Source organism: Bacillus sp. AP50 (assembly GCF_040492675.1).
Lineage (GTDB): Bacteria > Bacillota > Bacilli > Bacillales > Bacillaceae_G > Bacillus_A > Bacillus_A cereus.
The window spans coordinates 1-8,612 of the sequence record NZ_JBEUTW010000203.1; the positions used below are offsets into that span (position 1 = coordinate 1).

Sequence of the window (8,612 nt, forward strand, 5' to 3'; positions counted from 1 at the left end):
GTTTTATATAATATGTCATATTTTTAAATATATACAAGATTTAACTGAATTTTTTTGAAATCTGTAATATATATTTTTTCTTGGTGTTACAATTTTTTCACTTGAAATATATGTCGGACGATGTTTAAATTAAAATCGTGAGTATAAAATTTGCTAATGATGAAACGTTTTCATATTTAGTGAATTTGATCAGATAAAATCGAGCGGTTTGTGGAAACATCCACACAACTACCAAGAGAAAAAGGGGCGAAAGACTAGATGTCAAAAATCATCGCGATTAACGCAGGAAGCTCTTCCTTAAAATTCCAATTATTTGAAATGCCAAGTGAAACAGTATTAACAAAAGGTTTAGTAGAACGTATCGGTTTAGAAGATAGTATCTTCACTATTACTGTAGATGGCGAAAAACAAAAAGAAATTACAAACATTCCAGATCACGCAGTAGCAGTTAATATGCTTCTTAAAAAGTTAACTGAAAACGGAATCGTTAAATCTCTAGATGAGATTGGCGGTATCGGTCACCGTGTTGTTCACGGCGGGGAAAAATTTGCTGACTCTGTTTTAATTACTGATGAAGTATTAGCTGATATCGAAGAATTAAGCGATTTAGCACCACTTCATAACCCAGCAAACGTTGTTGGTATTAAAGCATTCCAAGAAGTATTACCAAACGTACCAGCAGTAGCAGTATTCGATACAGCATTCCACCAAACAATGCCGGAATCTGCATTCCTATACAGCTTACCATATGAGTACTATGAAAAATTCGGCATCCGTAAATACGGTTTCCACGGAACTTCTCATAAATATGTAACTGAGCGTGCGGCTGAATTATTAGGTCGTCCAATTGAAAGCTTAAGCTTACTTTCTTGTCACTTAGGTAACGGTGCAAGTATCGCAGCAGTAGAAGGCGGTAAATCTATTGATACTTCTATGGGCTTCACTCCACTTGCTGGTGTAACAATGGGTACACGTTCTGGTAACCTTGACCCTGCGTTAATTCCATACATCATGGAAAAAACAGGCCAAACAGTAGAAGAAGTAGTTAACGTATTAAACAAGAAGAGTGGTATGTTAGGTCTTACTGGTTACTCTAGTGACCTACGTGACATCATTGCGAAGGAAGAAGAAGGCGACCACCGTGCGAAAGTAGCACTTGATGTATTCGTAAGCCGTATCCACAAATACATCGGTTCTTACACTGCTCGTATGAAAGGTGTAGACGCAATCATTTTCACAGCTGGTGTAGGTGAAAACAGTGCGATTATTCGTGAGCGCGTATTAGAAGGCCTTGAGTACATGGGCGTATACTTCGATGCAAAACGTAATAACGTATTCGGTGAAGAAGCATTCATCAGCTTCCCACACTCTCCAGTAAAAATTATCGTAATTCCAACTGACGAAGAAGTTATGATTGCTCGTGACGTACTACGTCTTGGAGATATTGGTTAATATATGAAAAAAAAGACGAGATCCTATAGGATTTCGTCTTTTTTCTTTTGGATGTATTTTAAAACTCCATCCGGATATAATATTTTTTCTTTCTGAATGAATGCCGTAATAGGAATCCATTTCGCATATGCTACTGTTTCCTCATCTTGTATATTTAATATTTTCATTTCATATAGTGACGTGTCTAATAAACGCAAAGAATATAGTTGAATAATTTCATGACCAATGTCTCCATCTAGATGAAAGACATTTTCTAAACAACCTAAATAATTGGTGATTTCCACTTCTGTATGAAGCTCTTCCCTAAATTCACGAATAACGGTATGTGCTGATTGTTCACCAAGTTCAATTGAACCACCAAGAGGTCGGTAAAATGTTTCATCGGCTGAATGATATTCTTGTACGAGAAGACGCCCGTGATGTATAGCAATGCCAAAAGCCTTTGCACGTGGATACATATACAATCACTCCTTATTTTTTTGTATAAGGAAGATTATAATATGTTTTGTAGTAAAGGTGTCATGTATTTAAGAATGTGGTCTAATCGTAATTCCATCAAATAAGTCTTTCCAAAATGCTTCATTGTATTGGTATACATCCATAATAGGACATTTCATAACGCAAACACGTTGTAATCCCCAATCTTCTTGGGTGATAGTTGGTATATCGGCAGGAATTAGTAACAGGACAGAGAATGTATGTGTAACGATTTGAGATAAAATTTGTTCTAGGGAACATGCTTCTTCATATGTTCCTCCAGTTCGAATAAATAATATGGATTCGGCCGTTTCAATTGTAGCTAGAAAACGATTAATACGATGTTCATAATTTAACTTAATTTCTGTATAAGAAGGCCAAGAAGTTGGTGTGTTTACATCTGTTTTAAAGTCATGACAGGAGTCAATTTCATAAAGGTTGTCCCTTAATCTTAATTTTGCATCATCATCCCAAAATGAGATGAAGGATAAATTTTCGAAATTTAAAAAGCGGTCAAATCGATTTTGTAATAATACATTCACTTTTTCTAATGAGGGGCTTAGCATAAAATCAATAACGCCAAAAAATGGTGATAATTCTAATTGATATAATGCCCAAGCAGGCCAGCAGTTTTGTCCTAAGCTGAATACCGCATTATATTCTTTTTTTATATCGGATAGATTCATGTGATTTATCTCATCCTTTTTGTTAATATTTTATGCCATTCAAAAATGGTATGTGAATAAAGATAGACAAGCATATTTGCAAAGAATAAGCAGAAATATGTTACAATAGAAAAAAATCGAACGAGGTGGTTGTTACGATGCGATCGAAGCGAGAACAAGCCATTTTAGACAATATAAAAGAATGGGAAGCGCAATTAGTTGAGCAAGAAGCGACCGATTTTCAAAAAGTGTTTGATAAATGGTTACATACTACAGTTGCGAAATTACCTGAGAAAAAGCGAAAAGAATTCTTCACGAAAGCAGATGGATGGCTCTTTCATTTGCATGCATTTATTCAAAGTTCACAAGCACAGTTAGATGCACGTAATCGGATTTTAGGAACATCAAGATTATTTGATGAATCGATTGAACAGCTTGAAGATTTGAAAGTATTATCTATTGATCAATTAACATACATAGCAGAGCAGCAAACAGCACGTCATCGTCTATATTCATTTGTACAAGGCGGGGCAACAGGTGCTGGAGGTTTATTATTATTAACGGCGGATTTTCCGGTTATGATCGCATTAAATGTGAAGGCAGTCCAACTTATTGCAACATCATTTGGACATGATGTGAACAAGCCGTATGAAATGATGCTTGCGTTAAAGGTGTTTCATGCGTCATTACTACCAGGAAGACTTCAGCAATACGCATGGTACAATTTATTGCAAGAGCTGGAGCAAGAAGATTCGTTCTTCTACGAAGGAGACGAAGCAGTGCTACAAACAGCTTCTACTGAGGTTGTGTTAAAACAAATTTTGAAGACATTTTCGATTTATGCTCTTCGTCGTAAATTATTCCAAGGTATACCGGTAATTGGAATGGCAATTGGATCTACAGTGAATTATCGTTTAACAAGAAACGTTACTGAATTTGCAAATAGATTTTATCAAGTGCGCCATATAGTCGAGAAAGAAAAAAGAGCATAAAAAAAGCGAGAGGCCGAAGCCTTTCGCTTTTTTAATTTGTTGCATGTTTTTTGGACATTGGAACAGATACTGGCTGCTTTTCTGCTGTTTTTTCTGTTTTTGGATAATAAATTAAATCCAATGTTTTTGCCTGTACGGCAATCGAAAGAATAGTAAAAGCAATTTCTGTCCAATTTAAATAATATAATGAAAGCGCAAGAACAATCGCGTCAAAGACGAAGAAAATTTGCCCAATTGTAAAACGAGTTCGTTTACTTAATACAATTGTTAAAATATCGTCTCCACCGGTTGCACCGCCAAATCGCAATATAAAACCGAGTCCAATACCAGCTAACGCACCGCCAACTACTGCAGCTATAAATAAGTTATTTGATAAATCTACCGTAAATGGAGAATAATTTTCCATAAAGGAATAAAATACTCCGAATGAAATTGAACCTAGGAATGAATAGCCAACCATTTTTCTACCTAAAAATGAAGCACACAGTAAAATAATTGGGATATCCATTAATACAGTTGAAATAGATGGTGAAATATCATAAAAGTTTTGAATGAATAGTGCAATTCCTACAAAGCCACCTTCTGTTAAGTGGTTTTGGAAGTGAATGTGATATAGCGCTGCTGCTAAAATAAATGAACCGATTAAAACCATAAAAATTTCTTTAATAATTTGCCGACTTTGGATGTTCCTCATCGTTATTCCTTCTTTCCGTAGTTAGTAGTCCTTTTTGTGTTGTAAACTAACTACGAGCTCACATGTAGCTTTCAGTTAGTTTACGAAAAAACTAACTACGCTATATGTCGCTGAAGAAATAACGAATAATCCTCTCGTCCATCAATTCTCCCTACCTTCGTTTTAGTTTAAGTCTTAAAACGACTAAACAAAACGTGGAGTAGGATTCTTCATTTAGCAATCCTGCTCTTCTTTGTTTTGTTTAGTTAGTAACAATTAAGTCCTAAACAAAACGCTATGTGTAAGAAGAGTCTTTTTTTTGCCAAATTATCCTTCGGGCAATCATAATTTCCCCACTCTCGTATTTTTTTCGCTAGACTAAAGTATCTGAGCTGAAAAATACGCTACGTGTATGATTCGTCAATACGATGCCACATGCTCCTTCGAGCGATCATGATATCAAAATCCCTTCCTTCAAGATTTATACTATTATATCATACTTTTAAAAAATGTATGCGGATGGAAACCGACAATAAACGGAGGGAATCTACAAAAAATGTTATGTTTAAATATTTTTGTAGAAAAGCCTAAGTTATTTCGGAGGATTGGACAGTTTGTAACGGTTTGTCCAATAAGTAAGAAAAAAAGGTTTTATTCCGTTGTATTCTTTTCATCACTTTTATCTTTGAAAAACGCATCCCAACTAATCACACTTAAAAAAGTTAAAGCGATAATAACGAAAGCACGCATAAGCTGTAGACCTCCTTTTGTACATAGTATATGAATCATTCGATTCGGAATGTGTCATTTTTTTACAAGTCTTAACTATTATGAGAGTATATTAATATAGATAGATGAAGGGGAGAGTGAAGGTATGCTAAAAGAAATGTTCAAAAGAAAAGAATTAATATGTATTTCATGTCAGAAAAAAATTCAATATGAAGAAGAGCTTGTTGCTTTTGTAAAGTTGCCGAAAGAAAGAAGTATATTAGTTGGCCCTTTTGATGTGTGTTTGGCAAAAACAGCACAAGAGATATATTGTAAATCATGTTACGACAAAAAAAGCATGACCCAAAGTAATTGAGGGGCATGCTTTTTTCATTGGTGTGCTTTCCCCTCAGATACATTTTGAGTGAGTCGATACCAAAGCCAAAGGTCATTAATGATGGAAGCAAGATCGGCAATTTCTGAATTTAGTTTACAAGAAACTTCGAAGTCTTCTTCGTTATTTAAATAATGTTGTTTTTTATTAATATAGTGCTCAAGTTCTTTTATACGATCAGGAATTTTCCCGCGAACTTGTTCCCATTTTAGTAAAATAGCATGTTGCATTTTTTCGGGGATTTCTTCCCAGTCTTCTTGTAAATGTGGAATTTCAATTCCTAGATGTTCATCGTATAAGAAATACTTTTCCATAAGTTCACCCCCGTTTTCCTGCTTATATTGTACAGAAAAACAGAAAGAAGTTCGACGAAATTGTTTGAAAAAATTTGAAAATGACTCTTGATACATTTTGTGAAAGGTGTTAAAGTGTGAATTATTATAAAAGAAAATGAATATTTATTCTTTAGGGGGATGCAAAATGGAGAAGAAAAAAGTTGTATTAGCATATTCCGGAGGTCTTGATACTTCCGTTGCAATTAAATGGTTACAAGAGAAGAATTATGATATTATCGCGCTTTGTTTAGACTTAGGGGAAGGTAAAGACTTAGCATTTGTAAAGGAAAAGGCACTTTCAGTAGGTGCAATTAAATCATATATGATTGACGTTCAAGAAGAATTTGCAAACGAATATGCATTGATGGCGATGCAAGCACACACATTATACGAAGGAAAATACCCTCTTGTCTCTGCATTATCTCGTCCGCTTATTGCGAAGAAATTAGTAGAAATCGCAGAACAAGAAGGCGCAACTGCAGTTGCACACGGATGTACAGGAAAAGGAAATGACCAAGTTCGTTTTGAAGTTTCTATCCAAGCATTAAATCCTTACTTAGAAGTGATTGCGCCTGTACGTGAATGGAAATGGTCACGTGAAGAAGAAATTGCATATGCAAAAGAAAACGATGTACCAATTCCGATTAATTTAGATAGCCCGTTTTCAATCGATCAAAACTTATGGGGACGCAGCAACGAATGTGGAATTTTAGAAGATCCATGGGCAGCGCCGCCAGAAGATGCATATGAGATGACATTAGCGTTAGAAGATACACCGAATAAACCAGAGTTTGTAGAAATCGGATTTGAAGCGGGCGTACCGACTACTTTAAATGGCACTGCATATTCACTTGCAGAATTAATTAAAACGTTAAATGCGCTTGCTGGAAAACACGGCGTTGGACGTATTGATCACGTAGAAAATCGTCTTGTCGGTATTAAATCTCGTGAAGTATACGAATGCCCAGCAGCAATGACGTTAATCACTGCGCATAAAGAGTTGGAAGATTTAACACACGTAAAAGAAGTAGCGCATTTTAAACCAGTGATTGAACAGAAAATAACAGAACTTATTTATAACGGTTTATGGTTCTCACCTTTAAAACAAGCGCTTCATGCATTTTTACAAGAAACGCAAAAGAATGTAACAGGTACAGTGCGTGTGAAATTATTTAAAGGTCATGCGATTGTAGAAGGACGTAAATCTGAATACTCTTTATACGATGAAAAATTAGCAACATATACTGCCCAGGACGAATTTAATCATGATGCAGCAGTTGGATTCATTTCATTATTTGGTTTACCGACGAAAGTATACAGCCAAGTGAATCAAAAGAAGGTGGAAGCGTGAGCAAACTTTGGGGCGGACGTTTTACTGAAGAAGCGGAAGCGTGGGTTGAAGAGTTTGGAGCATCCATCTCTTTCGATCAACAATTAGTAAATCAAGATATAAACGGGAGTATTGCACACGTAACGATGCTAGCAAAGCAAGGCATCGTTACGAAAGAAGAAGCAGAGAAAATAAAGGTAGGTCTTCAATATTTATTGAAAGAAGCAAAAGAGAATAAGCTACAATTTTTAGTAGAAGCAGAGGATATTCATTTAAACATCGAAAAAATGTTAATTGAACAAATTGGCGAAGTAGGAGGAAAACTTCACACTGGCCGAAGTCGTAATGATCAAGTAGCGACAGATATGCATTTGTATTTAAAAGAAAAGGTAGAACATATTATAAAAGCTACAAAACAATTGCAAACTGTTCTTGTTCATCAAGCAGAAAATAATATTGAAACGATTATGCCTGGCTATACGCATTTGCAACGTGCTCAGCCGATTTCATTTGCTCATCATATTCTCGCTTACTTTTGGATGTTAGAGCGTGATGTAAATCGTTATGAAGATTCGTTAAAGCGTATTAATATCTCCCCATTAGGAGCAGGAGCGCTAGCTGGGACGACATTCCCGATTGACCGAGAATATAGTGCGGAGCTTCTTGGATTTAATGGAATATATGAAAATAGTTTAGATGCAGTAAGCGATCGTGATTTCATCTTGGAGTTTTTAAGTAACTCATCTCTGCTTATGATGCACTTATCGCGCTTTTGTGAAGAACTTATTTTATGGAGTAGCCAAGAGTTTCAATTTATTGAAATGAGCGATCAATACGCAACTGGAAGCAGCATTATGCCGCAAAAGAAAAATCCGGATATGGCGGAACTAATCCGTGGTAAAACAGGCAGAGTATACGGTAATTTATTCAGTTTACTTACAGTAATGAAAGGATTACCGCTCGCTTACAATAAAGACTTGCAAGAAGATAAAGAGGGAATGTTTGATACAGTAAAAACAGTAGAAGGATGCCTTCATATTATGGCGGGCATGCTTGAAACGATGACTGTAAACAAAGAAAAAATGGGGCAAGCTGTGATGCAAGATTTCTCCAACGCAACAGAAATTGCCGACTATTTAGCAAACAAAGGACTACCATTCCGTCAAGCTCATGAAATTGTTGGGAAGTTAGTGCTATATTGCACACAAAAAGGAATTTATTTATTAGATGTCTCGCTTGAAACATATAAAGAAATGAGCTCTTTATTTGAAGAGGATTTGTATGAAGTTCTTTCACCATATGCGGCTGTAAAGCGTCGTAATAGTTCGGGTGGAACAGGATTTGAACAAATCAAAAACGCTTTGGAGAAGGCGAAGGGGTTAACGAAAGAATTTATTAAGAATTGAGTTGGGAAGTACGCCAGTCTAGTAAAGTCTGGCGTACTTTGTTTTTTAATAATATTTAAGTTACAATATAGTAAAAAATAACAATTTAGGGGAAGTCTATGAAAAAAATAGTGTTTATCATTGTACTGGTAATTAGTTTAATTGCAAATGCTAAAGTGTTTCTTTTGGACAAATATATGT

General features: G+C 35.6%; 9 protein-coding genes. 5 read left to right on the forward strand and 4 right to left on the reverse strand.

The window, feature by feature from the left end; translation table 11 throughout:
• The first annotated feature begins 258 nt into the window (after positions 1 to 258).
• Positions 259 to 1,452: an acetate kinase gene (gene ackA, locus ABWK52_RS16470; RefSeq protein WP_000034575.1), complete on the forward strand. Its 1,194-nt coding sequence runs from the start codon at positions 259 to 261 to the stop codon at positions 1,450 to 1,452.
• 23 nt (positions 1,453 to 1,475) lie between these two features.
• Here ackA and ABWK52_RS16475 read toward each other — a convergent pair whose 3' ends face one another.
• Positions 1,476 to 1,910, reverse strand: a complete 435-nt coding sequence (locus tag ABWK52_RS16475; protein WP_000283468.1) for an NUDIX hydrolase — start codon at positions 1,908 to 1,910, stop codon at positions 1,476 to 1,478.
• A 69-nt stretch (positions 1,911 to 1,979) separates the two neighbouring features.
• Positions 1,980 to 2,615 carry a DUF1796 family putative cysteine peptidase gene (locus ABWK52_RS16480; RefSeq protein ID WP_001053732.1) on the reverse strand — a complete coding sequence of 212 codons (636 nt, stop codon included), beginning with the start codon at positions 2,613 to 2,615 and terminating at the stop codon, positions 1,980 to 1,982.
• A 137-nt stretch (positions 2,616 to 2,752) separates the two neighbouring features.
• Here ABWK52_RS16480 and ABWK52_RS16485 point away from each other — a divergent pair, with 137 nt between their 5' ends.
• Positions 2,753 to 3,586, forward strand: coding sequence for an EcsC family protein (locus tag ABWK52_RS16485; RefSeq protein ID WP_098508113.1), 834 nt, complete (start codon positions 2,753 to 2,755; stop codon positions 3,584 to 3,586).
• Between the two features lie 31 nt (positions 3,587 to 3,617).
• Here the strand turns inward: ABWK52_RS16485 and ABWK52_RS16490 are convergent, their stop codons facing one another.
• The gene (locus ABWK52_RS16490) at positions 3,618 to 4,280 is read right to left on the reverse strand and encodes a YitT family protein (protein WP_001244515.1); all 663 of its coding nucleotides are present in this window, start codon (positions 4,278 to 4,280) and stop codon (positions 3,618 to 3,620) included.
• 853 nt (positions 4,281 to 5,133) lie between these two features.
• Here ABWK52_RS16490 and ABWK52_RS16495 point away from each other — a divergent pair.
• Positions 5,134 to 5,343: a hypothetical protein gene (locus tag ABWK52_RS16495; protein WP_000910674.1), complete on the forward strand. Its 210-nt coding sequence runs from the start codon at positions 5,134 to 5,136 to the stop codon at positions 5,341 to 5,343.
• Between the two features lie 14 nt (positions 5,344 to 5,357).
• Here the strand turns inward: ABWK52_RS16495 and ABWK52_RS16500 are convergent, their stop codons facing one another.
• The gene (locus ABWK52_RS16500; RefSeq protein ID WP_000417216.1) at positions 5,358 to 5,675 is read right to left on the reverse strand and encodes a hypothetical protein; all 318 of its coding nucleotides are present in this window, start codon (positions 5,673 to 5,675) and stop codon (positions 5,358 to 5,360) included.
• 166 nt (positions 5,676 to 5,841) lie between these two features.
• Here ABWK52_RS16500 and ABWK52_RS16505 point away from each other — a divergent pair, with 166 nt between their 5' ends.
• On the forward strand, positions 5,842 to 7,047 hold the full coding sequence (locus tag ABWK52_RS16505) for an argininosuccinate synthase (RefSeq protein ID WP_000412315.1): 1,206 nt from the start codon (positions 5,842 to 5,844) through the stop codon (positions 7,045 to 7,047).
• Positions 7,044 to 8,432 (forward strand): argininosuccinate lyase, encoded by a 1,389-nt coding sequence (argH, locus tag ABWK52_RS16510; RefSeq protein WP_098204827.1) that lies wholly within the window; start codon positions 7,044 to 7,046, stop codon positions 8,430 to 8,432. Before ABWK52_RS16505 ends, argH begins: the two co-directional genes overlap by 4 nt.
• Positions 8,433 to 8,612: the final 180 nt, after the last annotated feature.

Bases quoted from the DNA above. Each gene is read 5' to 3' on its own strand.
- ackA (WP_000034575.1), top strand. From the start codon at position 259: ATGTCAAAAATCATCGCGATTAACGCAGGAAGCTCTTCCTTAAAATTC.
- ABWK52_RS16475 (WP_000283468.1), bottom strand. From the start codon at position 1,910: ATGTATCCACGTGCAAAGGCTTTTGGCATTGCTATACATCACGGGCGT.
- ABWK52_RS16480 (WP_001053732.1), bottom strand. From the start codon at position 2,615: ATGAATCTATCCGATATAAAAAAAGAATATAATGCGGTATTCAGCTTA.
- ABWK52_RS16485 (WP_098508113.1), top strand. From the start codon at position 2,753: ATGCGATCGAAGCGAGAACAAGCCATTTTAGACAATATAAAAGAATGG.
- ABWK52_RS16490 (WP_001244515.1), bottom strand. From the start codon at position 4,280: ATGAGGAACATCCAAAGTCGGCAAATTATTAAAGAAATTTTTATGGTT.
- ABWK52_RS16495 (WP_000910674.1), top strand. From the start codon at position 5,134: ATGCTAAAAGAAATGTTCAAAAGAAAAGAATTAATATGTATTTCATGT.
- ABWK52_RS16500 (WP_000417216.1), bottom strand. From the start codon at position 5,675: ATGGAAAAGTATTTCTTATACGATGAACATCTAGGAATTGAAATTCCA.
- ABWK52_RS16505 (WP_000412315.1), top strand. From the start codon at position 5,842: ATGGAGAAGAAAAAAGTTGTATTAGCATATTCCGGAGGTCTTGATACT.